The 22283-nt window shown below is 59.1% G+C and carries 20 protein-coding genes and 1 riboswitch; of the genes, 7 read left to right on the forward strand and 13 right to left on the reverse strand.

Annotation, left to right across the window (positions count from 1 at the left end; genetic code table 11):
* Window positions 1-9 precede the first annotated feature (9 nt).
* A complete protein-coding gene (locus LG327_RS03970) occupies window positions 10-1689 on the forward strand; it encodes an AMP-binding protein (protein ID WP_404366071.1) in 1680 nt (559 codons plus the stop codon).
* Between the two features lie 25 nt (window positions 1690-1714).
* On the opposite strand, the gene LG327_RS03975 is transcribed toward LG327_RS03970, so the two are convergent.
* From LG327_RS03975 to LG327_RS03985, 3 genes are all read right to left on the reverse strand, one after another.
* The gene (locus tag LG327_RS03975) at window positions 1715-2005 is read right to left on the reverse strand and encodes a YkgJ family cysteine cluster protein (RefSeq protein ID WP_404366074.1); all 291 of its coding nucleotides are present in this window, start codon (window positions 2003-2005) and stop codon (window positions 1715-1717) included.
* Window positions 2002-2226, reverse strand: a complete 225-nt coding sequence (locus LG327_RS03980; protein WP_404366077.1) for an acetyltransferase — start codon at window positions 2224-2226, stop codon at window positions 2002-2004. The genes LG327_RS03975 and LG327_RS03980 overlap by 4 nt, the downstream gene beginning before the upstream one ends.
* Window positions 2227-2346: 120 nt before the next feature.
* Complete coding sequence (locus LG327_RS03985; RefSeq protein ID WP_404366079.1) at window positions 2347-3699, reverse strand: TrpB-like pyridoxal phosphate-dependent enzyme; 1353 nt, start codon at window positions 3697-3699, stop codon at window positions 2347-2349.
* Window positions 3700-3851: 152 nt separating this feature from the next.
* Between LG327_RS03985 and LG327_RS03990 the strand changes: the two genes are divergently transcribed.
* On the forward strand, window positions 3852-4256 hold the full coding sequence (locus LG327_RS03990; protein WP_404366082.1) for a putative toxin-antitoxin system toxin component, PIN family: 405 nt from the start codon (window positions 3852-3854) through the stop codon (window positions 4254-4256).
* Between the two features lie 4 nt (window positions 4257-4260).
* Here LG327_RS03990 and LG327_RS03995 read toward each other — a convergent pair whose 3' ends face one another.
* From LG327_RS03995 to LG327_RS04015, 5 genes are all read right to left on the reverse strand, one after another.
* Window positions 4261-4848: a lysostaphin resistance A-like protein gene (locus LG327_RS03995; RefSeq protein ID WP_404366085.1), complete on the reverse strand. Its 588-nt coding sequence runs from the start codon at window positions 4846-4848 to the stop codon at window positions 4261-4263.
* Window positions 4849-4892: 44 nt separating this feature from the next.
* Entirely contained in the window at window positions 4893-5612 is a 720-nt protein-coding gene (locus LG327_RS04000; RefSeq protein ID WP_404366088.1) for a DnaJ domain-containing protein, read from the reverse strand.
* A gap of 55 nt (window positions 5613-5667) precedes the next feature.
* Window positions 5668-6363, reverse strand: a complete 696-nt coding sequence (locus LG327_RS04005; protein WP_404366090.1) for a VWA domain-containing protein — start codon at window positions 6361-6363, stop codon at window positions 5668-5670.
* An 80-nt stretch (window positions 6364-6443) separates the two neighbouring features.
* Window positions 6444-7499, reverse strand: a complete 1056-nt coding sequence (locus LG327_RS04010; protein WP_404366092.1) for a mechanosensitive ion channel family protein — start codon at window positions 7497-7499, stop codon at window positions 6444-6446.
* A 39-nt stretch (window positions 7500-7538) separates the two neighbouring features.
* The gene (locus LG327_RS04015) at window positions 7539-9542 is read right to left on the reverse strand and encodes a hypothetical protein (protein ID WP_404366095.1); all 2004 of its coding nucleotides are present in this window, start codon (window positions 9540-9542) and stop codon (window positions 7539-7541) included.
* Window positions 9543-9720: 178 nt separating this feature from the next.
* Here LG327_RS04015 and LG327_RS04020 point away from each other — a divergent pair, with 178 nt between their 5' ends.
* From LG327_RS04020 to LG327_RS04030, 3 genes are all read left to right on the forward strand, one after another.
* Entirely contained in the window at window positions 9721-10374 is a 654-nt protein-coding gene (locus LG327_RS04020) for a sterol desaturase family protein (protein WP_404366098.1), read from the forward strand.
* Between the two features lie 105 nt (window positions 10375-10479).
* Entirely contained in the window at window positions 10480-11211 is a 732-nt protein-coding gene (locus LG327_RS04025) for an MBL fold metallo-hydrolase (RefSeq protein ID WP_404366101.1), read from the forward strand.
* Between the two features lie 193 nt (window positions 11212-11404).
* Window positions 11405-11809, forward strand: a complete 405-nt coding sequence (locus tag LG327_RS04030) for an Rrf2 family transcriptional regulator (RefSeq protein ID WP_404366104.1) — start codon at window positions 11405-11407, stop codon at window positions 11807-11809.
* A 9-nt stretch (window positions 11810-11818) separates the two neighbouring features.
* On the opposite strand, the gene LG327_RS04035 is transcribed toward LG327_RS04030, so the two are convergent.
* The 3 genes from LG327_RS04035 to LG327_RS04045 all read right to left on the reverse strand — a co-directional run bounded on the left by LG327_RS04035 (window position 11819) and on the right by LG327_RS04045 (window position 15107).
* On the reverse strand, window positions 11819-13786 hold the full coding sequence (locus LG327_RS04035; protein WP_404366107.1) for a hypothetical protein: 1968 nt from the start codon (window positions 13784-13786) through the stop codon (window positions 11819-11821).
* A gap of 110 nt (window positions 13787-13896) precedes the next feature.
* Window positions 13897-14100, reverse strand: a complete 204-nt coding sequence (locus tag LG327_RS04040; RefSeq protein ID WP_404366110.1) for a hypothetical protein — start codon at window positions 14098-14100, stop codon at window positions 13897-13899.
* Window positions 14101-14210: 110 nt separating this feature from the next.
* The gene (locus tag LG327_RS04045; RefSeq protein WP_404366113.1) at window positions 14211-15107 is read right to left on the reverse strand and encodes a DMT family transporter; all 897 of its coding nucleotides are present in this window, start codon (window positions 15105-15107) and stop codon (window positions 14211-14213) included.
* Window positions 15108-15301: 194 nt separating this feature from the next.
* On the opposite strand from LG327_RS04045, the gene yghU reads away from it, so the two are divergent.
* Window positions 15302-16180: a glutathione-dependent disulfide-bond oxidoreductase gene (gene yghU, locus LG327_RS04050; protein WP_404366116.1), complete on the forward strand. Its 879-nt coding sequence runs from the start codon at window positions 15302-15304 to the stop codon at window positions 16178-16180.
* A gap of 559 nt (window positions 16181-16739) precedes the next feature.
* On the forward strand, window positions 16740-17675 hold the full coding sequence (locus LG327_RS04055; RefSeq protein ID WP_404366118.1) for a mechanosensitive ion channel family protein: 936 nt from the start codon (window positions 16740-16742) through the stop codon (window positions 17673-17675).
* Window positions 17676-17746: 71 nt separating this feature from the next.
* Here the strand turns inward: LG327_RS04055 and LG327_RS04060 are convergent, their stop codons facing one another.
* Window positions 17747-18799: a ribonucleotide-diphosphate reductase subunit beta gene (locus tag LG327_RS04060; RefSeq protein ID WP_404366121.1), complete on the reverse strand. Its 1053-nt coding sequence runs from the start codon at window positions 18797-18799 to the stop codon at window positions 17747-17749.
* Window positions 18800-18986: 187 nt separating this feature from the next.
* Window positions 18987-21740, reverse strand: a complete 2754-nt coding sequence (locus LG327_RS04065) for a ribonucleoside-diphosphate reductase subunit alpha (protein ID WP_404366124.1) — start codon at window positions 21738-21740, stop codon at window positions 18987-18989.
* 290 nt (window positions 21741-22030) lie between these two features.
* A riboswitch (cobalamin riboswitch) is annotated at window positions 22031-22226 on the reverse strand.
* Window positions 22227-22283: the final 57 nt, after the last annotated feature.

Consider the following 22283-nt stretch of genomic DNA (forward strand, 5'->3'; position numbering starts at 1 on the left):
AACAGATCCATGTCGATTGCCACTGACAAAAAAACCTCCGTGCACTGCCTCTACCACTGGGCCGAAAAGACGCCGGACAAAGTGTACCTCACCCAGCCTTTTCCCGACGGTCGCGTCGAAGACATCACCTGGAAACAGGCTGCCGACCAGGTATCGTGCATGGTAGCGCATCTCACCACCCTGGATCTTCCCGAGCGCAGCAACATTGCCATTCTGGGCAAGAACAGCGCCCACTGGATTCTGTCTGACCTGGCCATCTGGTCCGCCGGCCATGTTTCCGTGCCACTTTACCCCACTCTCAACGGAGAGACAGCCGGCTACGTGCTGGAGCACAGCGAAGCCAGGCTGATGTTCCTGGGCAAGATGGATGGCAAAGCCGACGGCTGGAATGACATCAAGGGCCACATCCCGGACGACCTTCCGATCATTTCCCTGCCCATGTCCCCCCGGGATGACACCGACAAATGGATCGACATCATCGCGAAAACCCAGCCCGGAGAACCTCGGCTACCCGACCCGGATGATCTGGCCACCATTGTCTACACCTCCGGCAGTACCGGCCGGCCAAAAGGTGTGATGCACAGTTTCCGCACCATGATCTCGGTGGCGGACGGGCTCCAGCAGCTGTTCCCGGTGGGGCCGGATGAGCGCATGTTGTCCTATCTGCCGCTGGCCCACGTGGCCGAGCGCGCTGCGGTTGAGACCCAGTCACTCTATTACGGATTCCACCTCTACTTCGCCAACTCTCTGGACACCTTCCAGGAAGACCTGCAGCGGGCAAGGCCAACCCTGTTCTTCTCGGTTCCCCGGCTGTGGATGAAGTTTTACCTGGCCATCAACACCAAGCTGCCGCCGAAAAAACAGAAAATTCTGTTCAATATTCCCCTCCTTAACCGCGTTGTCAAAAAGAAGGTGCTCAAGCAACTGGGTCTCGACCATGCCCGGGCAGCACTCACGGGGGCCGCCCCGCTGGCGCCGGACATCATTGCCTGGTATCGCAACCTGGGCCTCGAATTGCTGGAGGTTTACGGCATGTCCGAAAACTTCGGTTACTCGCACTGCAACCGGCCGGGTCAGGCCAGAGTGGGCACCGTAGGGGTGGCCAATCCGGGCGTCGAGCACCGTGTGGGAGAAGGCAGCGAAATCGAGGTCAAGAGTCCCGGCCAGATGCTCGGCTACTACAAAAATGAAGAGAAAACGAAGGAGGATGTCACCTCTGACGGCTTCCTCAGGACCGGGGACATGGGAGAGATCGACAAAGATGGCTTCCTGCGGATCACCGGTCGGGTGAAGGACCTTTTCAAGACCTCCAAAGGGAAGTATGTGGTGCCGGTCCCCATTGAGAACCGGTTCAATCATCCCAGAGCAGAGGCAATCTGCGTCGCCGGCGCCAACCAGCCCCAACCCTGCCTGCTGGTTTTGCTGTCGGAGGAGGCCCGGGAAGAACTGGCCAGGGGCGGCGACCACAAGGCACTGGAGCAGGAACTGGCTGAAGAACTGGACTCAGTGAACGCCGCCTGCGAGGCCCATGAAAAACTGGCCTTCGCCGTAGTGGTCAAGGAGCCCTGGACGGTGGAGGATGGCATGCTGACCCCCACCATGAAGATCAAGAGAAACGTGATCGAAAACCACTACGCTCCCAAAATGGACAAATGGTTTGAACAGAAGAGCAAGGTAGTCTGGGAATAAAAAGTTGACCCGGAGGGCGGGGAACCTACAGGTTCTCCGCACGCTCCACCTGGCATTCGTACGATCCCATCTCGAATTCCCGGCACACCCAGGGCCGTTTTTCATAGATTGAACAGAGCATCGTGTCCCTGTCCAGGGCTGCGCACCAGCCATCATCCAGCCTCTCCATCACAAGTCCGCCAGCAGCGGATTCCTCAATGAACCGTTCCGGCACGCCGGTATCTGATATCAGCATCACTTCAAGACGGCAGCAGCAGGCCTGGCAGCTGAAACAGCTTATCTGAGGGTCTGGAAGATTGATGGCATCAATGGTCACTGGTTCCGGTTTTCCCTGCGGCGGTAATCTGGATCTGTCCAGCACAGAGGCAACGCCTCGCCGGACGGGAAACCCAGCTCTGCCTTGGCAAACTGCTCTGGGTCCTGCGCCTCCTCACCGTAGTGGAGACTGCCTCTGACCGTAGCCTCCATGGGATCCATCAGGGCGTGGTTGTCCAGTATCTCGATCAGGTGTCCGGTTGTTTTTTCAGCAAGCAGCATCTTGTCCTCCATTTCCTGCAGAGACTCTCCAGCAACCCCAGGCAAAGGGACCGGTGCGATTGGGATAGCTTATCAGCCGTGGGCCCTGCCGGAACAGGAAGGTTTGTCCGTGCCGGATTTTCACACCGGCGGCAGGCCGGACAGCGCCATGGCCAGTTCCTGATCATCGTACTCGTGATCAGAAAGCTCGCCGGCGAAATAGGACGTGTAGGCCGCCATGTCAAAGTGGCCGTGCCCGCATAAATTGAACAGGATCACCTCGGATTTGCCCTCTTCCCTGCAGCGCAGGGCCTCATCTATGGCTCCCTTTACCGCATGGTTGGCCTCTGGCGCCGGCACTATGCCTTCGTTGCGGGCGAAGAGAATACCTGCTTCAAAACACTGCTTCTGGGTATAGGACCTGGCCTCGAACAGACCCAACTCTTTGGCATGGGAGACCAGGGGCGCCATGCCGTGATAACGCAGGCCACCGGCATGGAAGCCCGGGGGTGTGAAATCCGACCCCAGGGTGTGCATTTTGGTCAGCGGGGTCATGTGCCCGGTGTCGCCATAATCATAGGCATATTTCCCCCTGGTCAGGGTCGGGCAGGCAGAGGGTTCCACCGCAACAATGCGGGGCTGCTCACCGCCCCGCAGGGCGTGGCCAATAAACGGGAAAGCGATTCCTGCGAAGTTGGAGCCGCCGCCAGTGCAGCCAACAATCACATCCGGCCAGCAGTCCGCCATTTCCATCTGTTTCATGGATTCCAGGCCAATGACCGTCTGGTGCAGCAGCACATGGTTCAGAACCGAACCCAGGGCATATTTGGTGGACGGGTCCTGTACCGCCAGTTCCACCGCCTCCGAAATCGCAATGCCCAGACTGCCGGTATGGTTGGGATTCTGTGCCAGCACCTGGCGGCCGAACTGGGTCATTTCCGAGGGCGAGGCCACGCAGCGGGCGCCATAGGTTTCCATGACGGCGCGGCGGTAGGGCTTCTGGTTGTAGGATACACTGACCTGGAAGACGGTCACGTCTATGTCGAACAGGGAACCGGCGAAAGACAGGGACGTACCCCACTGGCCCGCCCCTGTTTCGGTGGTCAGCCGGCGGATGCCTTCCTCGCGGTTGTAAAAGGCCTGGGGAATGGCTGTGTTGGGCTTGTGGCTGCCCGCCGGGCTGCCGCCTTCGTATTTGTAGAAGATCTTTGCCGGCGTGCCCAGGGCCTTCTCCAGCCGATGCGCACGATACAGGGGCGCTGGCCGCCACAGGCGGTAGATGTCCTGCACAGGTTCAGGAATCTCGACCTCCCGCTCAGTAGTCACTTCCTGCTGGATCAGAGCTTTCGGAAACAGCGGCTCAAGGTCGTCGGGAGTAATCGGCTTTCGAGTTCCCGGATGCAGTACCGGAGGCAAGGGCTCCGGCAGATCCGCCTGGAGGTTGTACCACCTTTTCGGCATCTGGGTTTCGTCCAGAAGAAACTTGGTTTGCATGATGGCAAAGTCCCCGGTCAGGTTTGTGTTGAGGCCCAGAATAACCAGACGGAGCACGGGGAAAAAGGATTTCTGTCGCTTTTTCGGGTTAGCTGTCTTTTCTGGTATAACTGGCCAGACTACACACCGGAAACAGGAGGTTCCACAGATCCATGTCCCAGGATGTCGTTGTTGATACCAATGTGTTTGTTGCTGCCGGCTTCAATTCCCGGAGCGCCTCGGCGCGCATACTGAAAGAAGTGGAATCGGGCAATCTGCGGATGATCTGGGACAACGGAACCAGGGGCGAAATCGAGCACATCCTGGGTAAGATTCCCGGCCTGTCAAAGGCGAACGCCGACAGGCTGTTCAGGAAGGAAGCCCATTTCAGCGGCAAGACCCACCCGGAACGTTTCGGCCATGTGCCGGATCACACAGATCGCAAGTTTGCTGCCCTGGCAGATGCCAGCGGCGCGACACTCATCAGCAGTGATGACGATCTTCTCGGAAGCCGGAGCAAGGCGAAAGTGCGGATACTGACCCCGGTGGAATTCTGCGAAAAGGAGCTGAGCAGATGAGGGGTCAGCCTTCCTCGTTCATTCCCAGCAGATGGGGAAAGTCTCTCAGGAACACCAGAGCCACCAGGTCATAGACACCGTGCCACACAATCACCAGAAAAATGCTCTCCGACACGACATAGGCTGCTCCCAGAAGCACGCCCATCAGCGTAGCTGCCATGAAATAAGCCAGGGAAAGAAAGTGCAGCAGACCGAACAGCAGGGCGGCGACCGCAACCCCAAACGCCTCATTTCCTGCTTCTGCCAGCCAACCCTGGATCAGGCCCCGGAATAAAAGCTCTTCTCCCACTCCGGCGAGGGCGGACAGGCAGATAATAACCGGCCAGGAAAAACCCCGTGCGAATTGGTGAAGCTCGCGTACGTGACTTTTGAGCTTCGACGGGAAAAACCCTCCCAGCCTGGACAACCCCCATAGCAGAGCAAAGGTCGCCATCCCGCCCGCCGAGCCCAGCACGAAGGCCACAGCAGCCGGCAGCGACCCCCGATGAACTTCCACACCGAAAATGACAATGCCCAGAAGCGCCACCACGACAATGCCCCCCTGAAACAGCAGGGCGGCGGATGATGAAATACGGGCTCCGGCGTTGGCCATGGGTCTGGAGTCTCCTGCTTTATAGCGCTATTGAACAGCAAGGGTCAGCTCAACAGAAGCTCCTTGGCTTCGTTGATTCTGGCTGCCAGATAGTTGCTTCCGCCTCGGTCGGGATGCATTTTCTGCATCATCCGCCGGTGGGCCTGAATGATTTCGTCCCGGCTGGCGTCAGGTTCCACTCCGAGGATGTCTCTCGCCTCGTTTTCCGTGAGGCTGCCATTCCCGGCCTCTGCTGACTCCCCGTGCTCCTCTGTGCCAGGATCATCTGTCCGCCAGGAGTCCCCAAACCGGCGGTCCAGGTAGGTTTCCAGCAGGCGGGCGGAATCCGCGTCCTTCCGACGACAGTACTGAAGCAGGTCGATGAATTCGGTTTCTCCGAGGTCGGCCAGCTCACGCCCTGCCATGGGGCCTTCCAGTATTTTCCCGGTCATCTCCCCCGAGTCATGATCCAGAGTCATGTCCAGAATGTCGGTCGTGACATGGGACTGATTGCCGGCGCTGGGCCTGGCCTGGCCACCCCGCAGCTTGCTACCCAGGTGGCCCATAAGCAGGCCGGGCAGCAGCCGGCGCAGCAGGGGAAACAGCACCGCCAGCAGGCCCGCCACAATGTACAGACGCCCGGTAAGGGCCATGAACATTAAAGCTACAGCCACGGCCAGAGCAGCCAGTTTGATGGCGGCCGGCTTTCTGCGGCCAGGGGGCTGGCTACGCAGCCATACCCCCGCCACAATTGCCAGCCCTGTTGCCAGAAGTATCAATGCCACGCGTGTCCCTGACTCCAATAATCGAAAGAATGTATAAAAATGGCGGAGCGATCGACTACCGAAGCTGCTTTGTCAGGCGCTTCACCTCCGCCGAGCTCCGGCTGGTGTAATCCTGCAGCGCTTTGGCGCCCCCCGAAGCATAGACAGCAACCGCGCCCAGGAGTTCTTTCAGCACCTGGGGACTGCTGCGGTCAAACGGTGCCCAGGCGCCTCCCGACAGCTTGCTGACCTGCTGGAACACGGCCCTGGCGTGGGCATCGTTACCCTCATGGAACATGAATACCGGCGTACGCAGCATGCCCAGCTCGCCGGCGGTATGGCAGAGCTCATCCACTGGCTCCTCGCAGCAGTCTCCGATAAACACCACGGCGCTGACCGGTTCGCTCCGGGTTTCTTTCAGGGCGTGGCCGAGCACCCGGCTGATCTGGGTCCGGCCACCGAGGCAGGAAACACCGTTCATCAGCTCCAGGAGGCGGCCGGTCTGATTGACGAATGCCGTGGATTTGAACTCTCCATAACCCCGGTAATAGCAGAGCTGGATGGCGAGGCCGCCCAGATCCCGGGTGGCCAGAAAGAGTTCACTCTGCAGATGGCAGGCCTGATCCCAGGTGGCTTCCCGGCTGGCAGTGGCATCCAGGGCAAAAATCAGCCTGCCCCGCCCCTCCGTTGTGGCGGGCAGGTTGCGGGCCTGGTCGATGAAGGCATCGATGGCACTGCTGTCGGATTTGGGGCGCAGGGATTTCTCGGACATGGGTCTGGTGTCCCGTCTGGCTGATTGTGCTGATGGATCCTTACCTGTCAGACAAGACTAGAGGAAAGCAACGGAATCTACTACTCACCAGGCTCCACCAGCTCGGCCCGCATCCGCAGCAGGTACTCGGGGTACTTCTCCTGAACGAAGGTCACCAGCCCCTCCCGGACAGCGCAGCGCAGATCCCAGTTCTTGCTGGAATCGCCGGCGCTCATCAGAAAACGCACCTGCATGCCGCGCTCCCCGGCTTCTATGACCTGAACGCTTTCGGTCTTGCCATCCCACTGGGACGACGCTTTCAGGAGTCGGGAAAACTCCTCACGCAGAGGCTCCAGGGGCATGCCATAATCCATCCAGAGGGTAACGGCACCCACCAGATCGGTGGTGTGCCGGGACCAGTTCTGGAAGGGATTCTCGATGAACCATTGCAGGGGCACCACAAGTCGGCGCAGGTCCCACACCCGGAGCACCACATAGGTGGCAGTAACTTCCTCAACCCAGCACCATTCCCCCTGGACATTGAGAACATCGTCAATACGGAAGGGCTGGGTAAGGGCGATCTGCATGCCCGCGAGGAGATTGCTCAGTACCGGACGGGCGGCAAAGCCAAGGATGATCCCGCCAATGCCGGCAGAGGCCAGCAGGCTGGCACCCAGCTGCTGGACGGGTTCGAAGGTCATCAGAGCAGCGCCAAAACCCACGATCACCACGATGATATTCAGGGTACGAACCAGAAAGCGGGTCTGGGTTTCCACCTTGCGGGCACGCTTCCACTCCCCCTCCAGCACCGGGTTGAGCTTTACGATCGCATCACCAATAGCAGAGGTACAGCGCACCACGGCCCAGGTCAGCGCCAGTATGAGCAGCAGCGTGGCCAGGTGCTGCAGCTGGGGCAGCAGAGGCAGATCTTCCGGGGCAGTTTCCAGGACCCCGTTCAGCACCAGGAGAGAGACAGAGAGACCCAACGCCCGGGCTGCTGCATCCAGAAACAGCCGTGCCACGGAGGTGGACTCGGAGAACCTGCGGACTGCCGCCAGGGCGAGCCGATAGACAATCCAGGTTGCTGCTACCGCAATCAGGGCCGACAGGCCGGGCATCACCCAGGCTTCAAGGCCGTTTCTTACGGACTCAAGCATCCGGCACTGCCTTCAGATCAGTCCAGGACACCTGAATTCTCACTTATCCTTCGCCCAGCTGCCCCGGCCAAGTTCCATCACCCGCTCTACGTCCGCGGCCGGGACTGCTTCCATGTCACCGACCTCCAGAGTGTCGTAATGGAAAACGAAGAGCCTGGAGGCAAATTCGGCGAACGGCAGTGAAGCCTCGCCAAATCGCTCGCCAGTGCCCTGGATCGCGCAGTTGATGCCCTGGCCCCAGTTCTGGCCGCTGTCGTTATTGGGGTTGTAGAAATAGACCCGCATTTCGCCTTCCGGATCCAGGGCCACCCGCCGGATGGAAATGGCATGCCGTCCAACCAGCCGCGCCGCGCTGTCAGTGACCGCAATGCCGGCGGGCTGGGGGTGAATCAGGGGCATGCCGCCATTGTAGAAAGGATGATAACTCGCATAGAAGTTACGGATGAAACCGTCGTAGTCGGTCAGCATGCCGGTGTGAATATCCGCCACCACCCGGAAGCCGTGGCTCACCCACCAGCCATAGAATTCAGGATTGATCCACCTGTGCAGGTCGTCGTCCCGGCTGCCGCACAGCCGCCCCATCTCGATGTAGATCCGGTCCAGATGTGGTACCAGAATCAGAGATACCGGGTCCACATCAATCGGCGGGGTCTTGGCCAGACCTGCCTCCAGCCCCCGGGAGGAAACCGGCTCGCCTTCGAAACGCATGAGGATCTCGTTATCACGGGCGGCCCAGGCCACCAGTTGCAGAAGATAGTCCGCGTCATTGAAGGCCCACATGGACATACCGATTACCGACTGACAGGTGGGGTTATTACCCTGGCCCACGCCCAGCGGCAATCCCAGCAGGGTCACAACCCCTGCCAGCAGAAAGACTCTGGGTGGGTGGGCATCACCGAATACAGCGACCAGCCGCTCCGATGTTTCAGCGGAGAGTTTCAGTGCAACCTGCCGCCACAGGCCGGCAGCGACACCAGGAATAAAAAGAGTGCCCCGTTCCAGAAACATTGCCAGACCGTAAACTGCTCGCGGAGTATCGGGGAAGACCGCCTCGTCAATCAGGGTATGAATCAGCTGGGTATAACACTGGAGTACATCATTGCCCGTAATGCTCAGGCCCAGAGCAGCCGGTATCAGGTCATCCTGTTTGCCCCGCAGGAAACGCAGAAACACAGCATGGTAGGGGGAGACCAGGCCGGTCTCATGCATGGAGCCGGAGAAGTGGTGGGCTTCCTCTCGCAGCTGGTTTTCATCCATGGTCGCCAGCCGCTCGGCATACACCTCAATACCCGGATCCTCACGGCAGGTTTCCGTCGGGCCAAAGGTTGCACTCACCAGCCGCTCCGCCCGGTGCATGCCCGAGGTTTCAATCTCGGGATCCAGAAGGCACTTGGCTATCTGGACAATCATCTGTTTGATGCTGTCCGTCTGCACCGGACGCTGCGCCAACTGGCGCTCCACCTCCCCTACCAGGCTGTCGAGAATGCTCTCGTAGCCCAGCCGTTCAAGGAGATAGTTGTAATGAGCCTGGACGATTTCTCCCAGACCCTGCGGCCGTTCCCGGTCCGCTTCAGTCATCTGGCCTGACAGCAGGTCGAGGTTCAGGGCCATGACCTGGGTAAGGAAGTTTCCGGCCTGCTCCGCCGAGATGCCGGGATGGAAATAGTCTCCGGTTGCCACTGCAAGCAGACGTAGCTCACTGAGGGCCTCGATTACCGTGAAGGAAGGCTCGCCCTCGCGGAGCGACCGCTGGGCCAGGTCCGGCTGGAGGATTGCAGGTTGCGCCCAGTCACTGTGCGCAAAAAGCCCGGCCGCCTCGATCGCCGGTACCCGTCTGTAAAGGCAATCCAGACCGCCCGGAGTGGCCATCAGTGCCTTTGCTGCCGCCAGCACCTCCCCTTTTGTCGCCTGGGGCACTGCCGGAGAAAGCAGCGGAGGAAGCATGTCCGGGTCGCCATAGCCGGTTTTGGCAAAACGGGCCAGGATCTCGTCAAAGTGACTGGTCAAACGGTTCAGGTTCTGGGAAGCCTGCTGTGAGCTCATCACGTTCGAAATTCCTTGGGGTTCGTCAGTATATTAATTAACCAGCTGTCCTGCGAAAAACAGACAATAAAGGTTTGAGCTACTAAAGTTAAACAAATGGGGGACGATCTGCACTAACTCCGTGCGTGCTTTGTGTATTGAAAGCCCCACTCATACAGCAATGCACGGGAGGCTGGCAATGAAACATGAGAGTACCAGAACAATAACAGCCTACCGCCAGGCTCTGCGCAAATGGATGGGTTTCAGGAGCCCGCGGCTGATTGTGGTGTTTGTGGTTGTCGTGGCACTGCTGAGGACAGCCCTCGGGGCTCCTCATCCGGGTGACCTCCTGGCCGTGATGGCAGGCGTGATCATCTGGCCTTTTCTGGAATGGGGCCTGCATCGCTACCTGCTGCATATCAGGCCATTCAGATTTCTCGGCGTGACAGTAGACCCGGAGTTCTCCCGCAGCCATCGCGCCCATCATGCCGAACCCTGGCGTCCGGAGCTGATTGTTTTGCCGCCTTATATTCACCTCACCCTGGGTCCGCTCCTCATCGCCGGGGCCTGGTGGCTGGCGCCGAGCCCCGCCCTGGCGCTATCTGCCCTTGCCGGTTTCGGTCTTGCCGCGCTGAACTATGAGTGGACCCACTTCCTGGTGCACACCCACATCCGGCCGAAAAATGCCTACTACCGCGGTTTGTTCCGTAACCACCGCCTGCACCACTTCCGAAATGAAAAATACTGGTACGGCTTCACCGTCACCAGTGTCGACCGACTTTTGGGCACAGGGCCGGACCCGGACAGCACACCCAGGTCGCCGGACTGCAGAGACCTGGGGGTAAAGAGCTGAATTTTTTGTCGCGCAGCCTGGTGGTGGTGCGCCGGGCGCAACTGCTCTTGAATACACTCCCATCACCCCGAAGACAGACAGTAACCCCTGCTGACTGGATCGACCATGAAACTGACTTTTCTGGGCACCCGCGGTTACATCGACCCAACCACTTCGCGACACCGGCGGCATACTTCGACGCTGGTCAGCTATCGCCGCCGGCGCCTGATGATCGATTGCGGAGAGGACTGGCGGCAAAAGGTCCATGATATCCGGCCCCACGCCATACTGATCACCCATGCCCACCCGGATCATGCTTTCGGCCTCCAGGAGGGCTCACCCTGCCCGGTCTGGGCAACCGCTGAGTCCTGGCAGGCCATGGATGACTGGCCAATCGAAAAAGAACAGCGCCATGTGCTTGATAAGCGACAGAAAACGGACATTGAAGGCATGCAGGTGGAGGCCTTTCCCGTCATCCATTCCACCAGGGCGCCGGCCGTGGGCTATCGCATCACCGCAGGCAGGGTGAAGATTTTCTACGTACCCGACGTGGTCTGGATCGAGGACCGGAACGAAGCCTTCGCTGACATTAGCTGCTACGTCGGCGACGGAGCTTCCATCGACGAGAACCTCGTCCGGCGGGACAAACATGGCAATCTCGTTGGGCATACCCCTGTGCGCACCCAGCTGACCTGGTGCCAGAAAGAAGGCGTCCCACGGATGATCGTAACCCACTGCGGCAGCCAGATTGTTGCCGGTGATGAGCGGAAGGTGGGGGCAAAACTGCGGGCATACGCGGAAGAACGGGGTGTTGACGCAGAAGTTGCCACGGATGGAATGGAGGTTGTGCTGCGCTGAACCATTGTGACGCGGCTCAAGAAATAAAAATGTCCACGACATACCGTTATTAATTTGCTTTAAAAGCACTAAAAGAGTAGTAATGGCACATAACATTCAACACACATGCTGTTTTTGTTGATGAATGCTTTTTAAGGGTCTTCTGTACTTTAAGCCGCATTGCAAAGGCTTGAACCGTATCAAGGAGGCCCTGATGTATATCAGCCGCTCCACCGAATACGCCGTCAGGATACTGGCCGATCTCGCTTCGAAAAGCCCCCATCCGGTCCCTCAGCAGGAGGTGGGAAAGGGTGCGAACTTCACCGCCGAGTACCTGACGGGGGAGATTGAAAACCTCAAGCGCACGGGATATGTGGGGGAGACCGCCAGCGGATTGCATCTCATACACAAACCCCGCGAGATCAATATAGGCAGACTGGTCAGGGACCTCAGCCCCGAGCTCGGGCGCGAACTACCCCTCACTCCGGATAACCTCCACAAAGCCCCGCCGAGCCAGGCTTTTCATGGTCTTTTTGCCGGCGCCGTAAGTGCCTATCTTTCATCGCTGGATAATTACACACTGGAGGATCTGGTGCCGGATACCGGCCATGCCGGTTGAGCCGGCTTTTTACACATCAACTGCCCAGCTGGTGAGCCCGAGCTTCAGCACCCCCTCCACTTCTTCCGCCGGAACCGCTGCCTTGTCGCCCAGCTCCAGGGTGTCGTAATGGAAGACATAGAGCCGGGACGCAAATTCCGCCATCGGCAGGGATGCCTCACCGCGGATTTCACCATTACCCTGGATCGAGCAGGTGATGCCCTGCCCCCAGTTCTGGCCGCGGTCGTTATTGGGGTTGAAGAAATAGACCCGCATCTCATCGTCCGGTGACAGGGCCACTCTCTGAATGGTGATCGCATGCCGGCCAACAAAGCGGGCGGCGCTGTCAGTGATGGCGATTCCTGCCGGCTGGGGATGTATCACTGGCATGTGGCCGTTGTAATAGGGGTGATAGGAGGCGTAAAAATTGCGGACAAAGTCCTCGTAATCATCCAGCTTGCCGGTTTTCACACTCACCACGACGCGGAATCCGTGGCTTACCCACCAGCCATAGAATTCCGGATTGATCCAGCGATGGGCATCGTCCTCACGATCCTCACAGAGACGCCACATTTCGGCATAAATACGGTCAAGATGTGGGATGACAATGAGTGATACCGCATCCACATCTACTGGAGACTCCTTCGCCAAACCCGGAGCAAGGCCACGGGAAGACACCAGCTCCCCTTCGAAACGCATGATCACTTCATTGTCCCGCGCCGCCCAGGCCAGCACCTGAAGCAGATAGTCGGCCTCATTGGCGGCCCACATGGACAGCCCGATGGCGGACTGGCAGGTGGGGTTGTTCCCTTGGCCCACGCCCAGGGGCTGACCCAGCAGATTGAGTACGCCAGCGAGAAGAAAGACCCCTGGTGGCCGGGCGTCACCAAACATATTCCTCAGGGTTTCCGAGGTTTCCGGCGAAAGTTTGAGGTGAACCTGACGCCAGAGCGCCTGGGCAACCGGCTGGGTGAAGAGGGTGCGCTGTTCAAGCATCATGGTCAGTCCATACACTGCCTGGCAGGTTTCCGGAAAAACAGCTTCATCGATCAATGCCGTGATCAGCTCTTCATAACACTGCAGGGCATCTATGCCGGTGGGGCTGAGGTCCAGCGCCCGGGGTATGAGATGATCATGCTCGCCTCTGAGATGACGCAGGAAAGCGGCGTGATACACGGATACCAGGCCCGTATCGTGCATCGCACGGGCAAAGTCCGAGGCCTCTCTGGCAAGGATTGCCTCATCCATTTTCCGCAGGCGGCCGGTGTAGGCGTCCAGCCCCGGGTCGTCTCTGCTGCCTTCGGTCGGGCCGAACACGGCCTCCACCAACCTGGCCGCATGTTCCATCCCCATGGTGTTCAGCCTGGGATCGAACAGACAGTTCGCGATCTGGACAATCATTTCCCGGATGCTGTCCACCTGCACCGGACCCTGGGCCAGCAGGCGCCAGACCTCGTCCGCCAGGCTGCCGAGGATGCTGTCGTAGCCCAGCCGAGACAACAGGAACTGATAAAGAGACTGCACTATTCGCCCCAGGGCCTGGGGCCTCTCACGGTCTGCCTCCGTCATCTGCCCGGACAGCAGGTCCAGATTCAGGGCCATGACCTGGGTGAGAAAATACCGGGCCTGCTCTGCGGAAATGCCCGGGTGGAAGTATTCCCCCTTGGCCACCGCCAGCAGACGGATCTCGCTGATGGCCTCTACCACCGTGGTGACTGCCTTGCCTTCCCGCAGGGAACGTTTTGCCAGGGCAGGCTGGAGAATGGCCGGCTGGGACCAGTCACTCTTGCCGAATATGTCCGCTGCCTCCAGCGCTGCGACCCGCCTGAAAAGCACATCAAAACCACAGGGCGCAGCCATGAGGGCTCTCGCCAGTTCCAGCACATCCAGGCTGGACGCTTTGGGGTCGGCTCTGCGAGCCCTGGCGAACCGCTCGAGTGTGGCATCGAACCGTGCGGCCAGCTGGCTGGTATCCTGGGTGGAAAACTGCGGACTCATCAGATTGGGGGCTCCTGTTACTGCCATCACTCCAGGGTAACTCCCGGGCCCAGGTGACACAAAATATTCCAGGTGTCTCCGGCGGTCCGGAGGGAATCAGTGCCCTGGGATCATCGGATAAAACGGGGCACAAACAGCAGGATGACGCCAAGCGAAAGCAACGGAAGTGTTGCGGTCGTGAGATAGGGCAAGACCAGCAGCGCAAGGCCTGTATAGAACCAGGCTCTCTTCCCCGGCCGGCGGCCATAAACCAGATAACCAATACCGACGGAGCCGAAAACCAGGGCCAGGAGCAGCGGCGTTGTTTCTGCCATGATGTGAGGTCCTCGGTCTGTTGAACGATCAGCGGAAGGCCGGTTTTTCGCAACCGCTTTTCAGTGATAATAGCCAGCCTGCAACGGATTTCACAGGATGGGTGATGAAATCATCGGGCCCCGCCGGGGGCTGCCGGAGTGATTACCGGAGACCTGCGGAACAGCACATAATTACCCAGCAGAGCCAGAGCGGCCCCCGCCATGGCAGTGCCGCTCCAGACAAAACCTTCAAGCCAGGTGGACACGCTCAATGCGACCACCGGAAACAGCACCGTGGCATAGCCCGCCTTGTCCGCTCCCAGGGTGCGGATGACGGTTATGTAGCTGAAAAATGCAATGATTGAGCCGGGAACTGCCAGGAACAGGGCTGCCCCCCAGAACACGCCGCTCTGCGGCACCACCCACTCCACCCCGCTCACCAGGCACCACAGACCCAGAAACATCGCGCCATAGAACATGGCCCAGGCGTTGCCCGCCAGCAGCGGGATCTCTGCGGTGCGCACTTTGAGGCTGACCAGGTTACCCAGCGAGAACCAGAAGGTGCCGGCCGCGGCGAATGCCATACCGCTGGCGGTGGCATTGCCAATCTGGAGGTCGTGCCAGAACAGCAGGGTTACCCCGCTCAGCCCCAGCACCACCGCAGGGTAGATCCGGGGGCTGGGGCGAATACCCATGAACAGGCGGCCATTGAACGCATTGAACAGGGCCGCCAGCGAAAATACCACCGCCAGCAGGCCGCTGGTCATGTGTTCTGCAGCCCGATAGATCAGCAGGAAATTAACGCTGTAGAGAGTCAGCCCCTGCACTATCAGCCAGCGGTGCTGGGTAAAACCGAAGCGGGGCAGCCTCCGCACCAGAGCCAGGCCGCCCAGCGCCACCAGGGAGGCCAGCACAAATCGGTAGAACACCGAGATGTCCACCGGTGCCACCTCAACCTGCAGCCGGATCGCGGTCCAGGTCAGGCCCCATATCAGGACGGTGAGTGCGTAGTGAACACTTACTGGCATGTCTCTCACTCCGGTCAGGACTTTACAGGGACTGAGAGCATAGTCGAAAACCGCCTTCCGGCAAGGCAGCCTCCGAAACACAGTGGCCAGCATGGCGGGGGATCTGGTAAAAAGGGGGCAGCCAGAAGGGCAGGCTGAACCAGCCGTGCCTAGCCGACATACCCATGCCGACCGGCAGATAAGGATCAACGCGAATGAGTGAAGCAGAAGGCTATACCCCACCCAGAGTCTGGACCTGGGACCAGGAAAGCGGCGGGCGGTTCGCCAAAATCAACCGGCCAGTCGCGGGGCCGACCCATGAAAAGGAGCTGCCGGTCGGCAAACATCCTCTTCAGCTCTATTCCCTGGCAACGCCCAACGGCGTAAAGGCGACCATCATGCTGGAAGAACTTCTGGCCCTGGGACACGAGGGCGCTGAGTATGATGCCTGGCTGATCGACATCTCCGAGGGCCAGCAGTTCTCCAGCGGCTTCGTGGCGATCAATCCAAACTCAAAAATTCCGGCCATGGTGGACCACAGCACCCAGACGCCAAGCCGGGTGTTTGAATCCGGCTCCATTCTTCTCTACCTCGCTGAAAAATTCGGCGCCCTCTTGCCGACAGATCATCACAAACGTACCGAAACCATGAACTGGTTGTTCTGGCAGATGGGCAGCGCGCCTTTCCTGGGCGGCGGCTTTGGCCATTTCTACGCCTACGCTCCGGACAAGATGCAGTACCCCATCGACCGCTTCGCCATGGAAACCAAACGACAGCTGGATGTACTCAACCGGCATCTTTCCGAAAACGAATACATGGCCGGGGATGAATACTCCATCGCCGATGTGGCGATTTTCCCCTGGTATGGGGCACTGGTGAAAGGCCGGCTTTACGAGGCTGGCGAATTCCTGTCGGTACACGAATACACCAACGTCATTCGCTGGGCCGACAGCCTGCTGGAGCGGCCCGCCGTCAAGCGTGGTCAGATGGTCAATCGCACCTGGGGAAATCCCGCGAAACAGCTCCGGGAGCGGCATGACGCGGGTGACTTCGAAACCAGGACTCAGGACAGGATTGCCGAAGACCAGGGGTAATGCCACTGGCACGTGGAACACCAATAACCAGTGCTTATGACAGATTCCGATGAGCGGATTCTGTTCTGTGGGGGCCGGCTCACCGGTTACCGGGGAATTCGAGAAAATCGAGTACCAGACTGTGGCCCCCAAAAAGAAAAACCCATACCACCACAGTAAGCCAGTGAATCAGGATCGGCCCCCAGAGGGATTTTGAAACAACGTAGTTGTGTCCGCAGTTGATACCGAGCAGCATGACGATGGCCAGAAACGCCAGACCCGAAGGGGTGCCTGAAACGGCGACGTCAGAAAACCTGCTGTCAGGTTGCGTCGGAGATATGCCTTAAACTCCGGCACCAGTCTGGTCGGCATCCTTCCCCCCATGTCGAGGCTGTAACCCGCCAACTGAGGTTAACGCGACGAAACAGAAAAATCTGCATCCGGAATCGAGGGGTGGTGTCCCTGCATTGACACGCCCCTGATAAATTGTTTTATCTGGATGCCGAGCCCATGAATGTCTGCAGTCGCCGGAACACCCGGATTCAGTGACAGAATCAGGACCGATTCTCAGGAGCATGAAATGGACGCCATAATCAGTTTCTTTTCCGCAATCAGCTGGAACGCCGTGATTGGAACCGGCCTTCGCGTTCTGCTGGTTCTGATAGCGGCCTGGGTCGCAATGCACCTCATCAAAAGGGGGCTGAATCGTCTTCAGAAACGCCTCGAGGCCCACACCCGAATAGAGGGGGAACCCGCCTCCGAAACCGCTAAACGGGTCGACACACTGGTCAGACTCCTGCGTCAGGGCACTTACCTTTTCCTGTGGGTCACCGTTGCGCTGGTCGTTCTGAGACAGATAGGCGTGGATATAGCCCCGGTACTGGCGGGAGCCGGGGTGATAGGTCTTGCCATTGGTTTTGGCGCCCAGAACCTGGTGAGGGATCTGATCTCCGGATTTTTCTTCATCCTGGAAAACCAGGTGCGCGTTGGCGATGTAGCAGTGGTCAATGGCACGGGCGGCCTGGTTGAAGCGATAAACTTCAGAACCATTGTCCTACGGGACCTGTCAGGGACAGTCCATGTGTTTCCCAATGGCACCGTTACCACCCTGTCCAACATGACCCGCGAATGGTCTGCCTATGTTTTTGATCTGGGCGTGGCCTACAAGGAAGACACCGACCGGGTGGTGGAGATAATCAACCAGGTGGGGCGGGAAATGAAAGGCGATCCGGCCTTCGGCCGTTTCATGCTGGATGAACAGCCAGAACTGTTCGGAGTGGACAAGTTCGGGGACTCCTCGGTCATCATCAAGGGCCGGTTAAAAACGGTACCCATCAAACAATGGGAAATCGGAAGGGAGTTCCTGCGGAGAATCAAGAAAGCTTTTGACGCCCAGGGCATAGAGATTCCCTTTCCCCACCGCACCCTCTATGCGGGGGATGTCAGCCGGCCTTTTGATATCCAGCTGCACAGTGTCCGCGATGGAAAAAGCCTGCCGGACAACGGGCGTGAATGAACCAGGGACTGACCTGATCTGGGCCCTCCCCAGATTTCCACAGGCCCGGGACGACGGTCCCGGCCGGTGGCTCACCATTCCAGCTGCGCCCCGGTCTGGTATTCGATAACCCTGGTCTCAAAGAAGTTCTTCTCCTTCCTCATGGTCGCCTGTTCATCAAGCCAGGGAGAGACATTCTTCGCTCCCGGAAATGGCTCTTCCATTCCCACCGTCCGGGCCCTGCGATTGCCGACGAAGCGGAACTGCTCGGTGTGGTATTCCGCGGAATACCCCAGAATCGGATCCCGGAGGATGAAGCCAGCGTAGGCTTTTTCGGCGGCCTCGGATTCCAGCCACATGTCCTTCACGGCTCTGGGGTCGAGGATGATGTTTTCCTCCTCAAGGATCTGGTTGACCACTTTCAGGCCAAAAGAGAAATGCATGGCTTCGTCCCGGAGGATGTACTGCAGCTGTTCGCCGGTGCCACGCATCAGGCCACGGCGCTGCAGGGCAAAGATGGGACTGAAGCCGTTGTAGAACCAGGTTCCCTCGAACACCGCTGCGAAGAACAGGTAGGACATGACAAATTCCTGCAGGTCGTCATGGTTCCGCAGGTTCATGCCGGGGCGCATGGCGGCATCGAGGCGGCGGTTGGCGAGCTGGATCTTGCCGTTTATCTCGGGCACTACCCGGTAGCGGTTGTAGATCTCACTCTGGTCGAGGTTGAGGGTTTCTATGCAGTGCTGGTATGCCCAGGTGTGCATGGCTTCTTCGTAGACCTGTCTGGCCTGGTAGATTTGCAGCTCCGGAGCGCTCATTTTCTCCATCACCGCCAGGCCAATGTTGCGCATGGCAAGGATGTCGGAGGTGGTGAGGTAGGCCAGAACGTTTTCGTAAACATGTTTTTCCGGAGCGGACAGCCGGTGATGGTAGTCGTGGATGTCCTGGGACATGTTGACGTCCAGGGGCGTCCAGTGGTTTTTGTTGGCGTTCATGAAGTATTCCCAGGCCCAGGGATACTTGAAGGGCGCCAGCTGATTGATGTCCGTGGTGCCATTAACGACCCGTTTGTCGTCTATGTTTATCGGCGCCGGACCGGCGGGGGGGGTGGTCTGAAGCTCTGGTTCGTCTTCCCAGTCAAGCATGGGGGTTCTCCTCAAGGATTTGTTTGCCACGGAATCCACGGAAACCACGGAAGAAAAGAGAAAAAAAAGATGAGCTATTCAGCGTTTTGTCTCTCTCAAATCATTTTTTCCGTGTCCTTCCGTGGTTTCCGTGGCTAATTCAGGTTTTTGTCTTTTCCTTCCGCGGATTCCGCGGCCTAAACGATTTCTACTGACAGGCCTCACAGTCGGGCTCGTCAATCGAACACACCTGAGGCGCCGGAGCCGCCACCGGCACGGATTTTTCCGCCCCTGTCGCCCCCAGAGAGCGAAGGTAATAGGTCGTTTTGAGTCCCCGCTCCCAGGCCAGCTGATACAGCGCATCAAGCTTTTTACCGCTGGCTTCGGCCATGTAGAGGTTCAGGCTCTGGGCCTGATCCAGCCACTTCTGGCGCCGGGCGGCCGCTTCAACCAGCCAGCGGGAGTCGATCTCAAAGGCTGTGGCATAGCGGGCCTTGATGTGGTCGGAGACCCGGCCTATCTGCTGGACGGAACCGTCGAAGTATTTGAGGTCGCTGACCATCACGTTGTCCCAGAGCCCTTCCGCTTTGAGGTCACGGACCAGGGACGGATTGACCACAGTGAACTCGCCGGAGAGATTGGATTTGACGAAGAGGTTCTGATAGGCCGGCTCGATGGACTGGGAGACCCCCACAATGTTGGAGATGGTGGCAGTGGGAGCGATGGCCATGAGATTCGAGTTGCGCATGCCGTGCTGGCGCACCAGTTCCCTCACCTGACTCCAGTCCAGGCGGCTTTCGGTATTCAGGCTCAGGTCGCCTTCTTTCCGTGCCGCCTGCAGATTGGCGATGGAGTCGATCGGCAGAATGCCCTGGCTCCAGAGAGACCCCTCCCAGGTGGGATAGGCTCCCCGTTCTGCCGCCAGCCTGGCGGATGCCCGGATGGCCAGATAGCTGATCTGCTCCATGGTGACGTCGGCGAATTCCACCGCCTCGGCACAGGCATAGGGCAGCTGCAGCTTGTACAGGGCATCCTGGAAACCCATCAGGCCAAGACCCACAGGCCGGTGCCTGAGGTTGGATTCCCGGGCCTGGGGCACCGCGTAATAATTGATGTCGATGACGTTGTCGAGCATGCGCACGGCGGTGTTGATGGTGGCTTCCAGCTGCCCGACATCCAGCTCGCCGTTGTGGACATGGGCGGCCAGGTTGATGGAGCCCAGATTGCAGACAGCGATCTCTTCCTCGCTGGTATTGAGGGTGATTTCAGTACACAGGTTGGAAGAGTGCACCACACCCTGATGCTGCTGGGGCGAACGCAGGTTGCAGGGGTCCTTGAAAGTGATCCAGGGATGGCCGGTTTCGAACAGCACCGTGAGCATCTTGCGCCAGAGCTGCTTGGCGGAGATGGTTTTGAACAGGGTGATTTCGCCCCTGGCCGCCATCGCTTCGTACTCTTCGTAGCGGGTACGGAATTCATTGCCGTAGAGGTCGTGCAGGTCCGGCGTGTCGTTGGGGGAGAACAGGGTCCACTCCCGGCCATTCCGCATGCGCTCCATGAGAAGGTCCGGCACCCAGTTGGCCGTGTTCATGTCATGGGTGCGGCGGCGCTCGTCGCCGGTGTTCTTGCGGAGCTCCAGAAATTCCTCGATATCCAGGTGCCAGGTTTCCAGGTAGGCACAGACGGCGCCCTTGCGTTTGCCGCCCTGGTTCACCGCAACCGCTGTGTCATTGACCACCTTGAGGAAGGGCACCACGCCCTGGCTCCTGCCATTGGTGCCCTTGATGTGGGCGCCCATGGCTCTGACCGGTGTCCAGTCGTTGCCCAGACCGCCGGCCCACTTGGAGAGCAGGGCGTTGTCTCGCACCGACTCGTAGATGCTGCCCAGATCGTCGCTCACCGTGGTGAGGTAGCAGGACGAAAGCTGGGAATGCCGGGTACCACTGTTGAACAGGGTGGGTGTTGAAGCCATGTAGTCAAAGGACGACAGCAGGTTGTAGAACTCGATGGCGCGGTTGTCGGGGTCGTCTTCTTTCAGCGCCAGGCCCATGGCAACCCGCATGAAGAACACCTGGGGCAGTTCCAGGCGCTGGTCGTTCCAGTGAATGAAATAGCGGTCGTAGAGGGTCTGCAGGCCGAGAAAGCCAAACTGCATGTCCCGCGCGGGTTTGAGGGCATTACCCAGCCTGGTCAGATCAAATTCCGCCAGCGCCGGGTCGAGCAGCTCATGGCGGATGCCAGCTTCGATGTAGCTGGCCAGGGCCCGGGGATAGAGCTCTGCCAGTGGCTCATGCAGGGGCAGCTCAAGCGCCTGGCTGGTTTCCAGCTTCAGCTGTTCCAGCAGCAGCCGGGCGGTGACGGCACTGTAATCCGGCTCCATCTCGATGCGCCCGCGGGCCGTCATGATCAGAGCGGAAAGCACGTCCTTTTCCGGGATCCCGTCATAGAGGTTGCGCAGAGTGTCTTCCACCAGGCTGCCGGCATCGACGCCTTCCAGGTCCGCACAGGCCTGCTCCACCTGGTATTTCATCAGGCCCAGATCCAGGGGTGCGACCTGACCGCCGGTTTCGGTCACTCTCAGGGTGGGATGGGATTCCACCGGTGCGAGGCGCGCCCGCTCCTCGGCGTGGGCCTCACGGTAGAGCACATAGGCCCGGGCAACCTTGTGCTCCTCCGCCCGCATCAGGGCCAGCTCCGCCTGGTCCTGCAGGTCTTCGATATGGACCTTACCGCCGGCGTTGAGGCGCCGGCTGACCGCCTGCACCACCTGGTCGGTGACCCTGCGGACGCTGTCGTGGATCCGGGCGGAGCCGGCAGCGCGGTCTCCTTCGACGGCGAGAAATGCCCGGGTGACCGCAGTACTGATCCTGGCAGGATCAAAATCCACCAGAGTACCGTTGCGTTTGATGACCTGAAGGGATGAGGTGTCTGTCCGGCGGGCCTCGGCGAGGGCTGTCGACATGGTGTTCTCCTTTAAACGCGTTGATCGGACTGACCTTCGCGCTGGCAGGAGATGGGTTGTTTTGGCCACGGAATCCACGGAAGAACACGGAAAAAGAAAAGACAGGACAAACATTGGCCACAGACACTCACGGACTAACACGGACAAAAAATAAAAAGCTAAAGAACTTTTGTCGGCTTTTCGTCCGTGTCTGTCCGTGTCGTCCGTGTCTGAAATTTTCTTTTTCCGTGTTCTTCCGTGGATTCCGTGGCAAAAAAACGAAACCCACTCTGCTCACCTGTGCCGCGAAGGTGCAGTTACTGGTCCCTGGCAGGTCTTCGGACTCAGGAGCATGGGCAGATGCCCGGCCTTGCGTAACGACTTCCCGGCTTTTGGCCAGTGTCTTTGTGCTACGCTCGTTCTCCAATACCGCTGCGCGTCAGTTCCGGATTCTCACCGGATTCCCGATACCTGTGCCTGATGCGGACGAAGGCCCGCCTCAGAACTTTAACTACATCTGGTATCTAACCAGGGACAAAGGCACTATATACGCGAATTCTTCAA

The sequence above is a fragment of the Marinobacter sp. genome (assembly GCF_044799475.1).
Taxonomy (GTDB): Bacteria; Pseudomonadota; Gammaproteobacteria; order Pseudomonadales; family Oleiphilaceae; genus Marinobacter.